The sequence below is a fragment of the Vibrio sp. 2130-1 genome, assembly GCF_033339515.1.
Genome location: NZ_JAWOUT010000179.1, coordinates 1 through 791, shown reverse-complemented (window position 1 = coordinate 791; position 791 = coordinate 1). Strand labels below are relative to the sequence as shown.

1 protein-coding gene and 1 pseudogene are annotated in these 791 nt (G+C 44.9%); both read right to left on the bottom strand.

From position 1 onward, the window contains the following. A pseudogene (locus tag R7Q09_RS25015) lies at positions 1-404 on the bottom strand (imidazolonepropionase); the annotation flags it as partial. Between the two features lie 130 nt (positions 405-534). After that, positions 535-791: UTRA domain-containing protein (locus R7Q09_RS25010; RefSeq protein ID WP_318143806.1), on the bottom strand; the 257-nt coding region annotated here is incomplete at its 5' end.

The following is a 791-nucleotide window of genomic DNA, read 5'->3' as shown; positions in this document are numbered from 1 at the left end:
CCATCTAAACGAGGCAACGCGAGCTCAATTAATTGCTCTTCAGTAGCAGCTCGAGTGGCGTTTACACTGGAAAGGATACCGCCACCTTGCTTCGCTATTTCCTGATAAGGCACGCCGTTTAAGCGCATCTCAAATTCATTCGCGCGATTCCCCGCGCAAATTAAGTGGGTGTGGCAATCAATGAGTCCCGGCGTCAGAAGTTGACCTTGTAGGTCGATAGTTTGCGAATAGTGTTGAGGAGACAGAAGCGCTTCTATTTGAGGGGTGTCACTTCCAACTGGATGAGCACTGATAGCCGCGATGTGACCAGCTTGAATACCAACACGGGCTGGTGGCGTTGGTAAATAACCTGCTTCACCACGTTCCATGCTAACTAGTCGGGCATTCTCAATCAGCAAATCCATTCTCTCATTCCTACTTTGATTTGTATCTTTAAATGTATATACAAATAAATAGGTCAAAAAGAATGCGGTGACAAGCGTGATGTTGCTAAAATGTGATCAAAACGTGGTGAGAAAGGCTGTTTATATGCACCTAGAGCAGAACTTTAGAGCTCAGCTTGTACTTGTTACCTGGGTGGTAGAGTAGAGCTGTACTGACCAATTTGTCTTGGCTCCATGTTCTACGATTAAGAAGAAGACAAGGTTCATTGGCCTGCATTTTCAAATCCAGTTTGATGCGACTATCGGGAACAATGGCTTCAACCGTGTGTTCAATCGCGCTCAACGGACAGTTATTAGATAGGTATTGATTAGGAGTAATTTGGGTGAAGTCTTGGTTAAGATAACTCG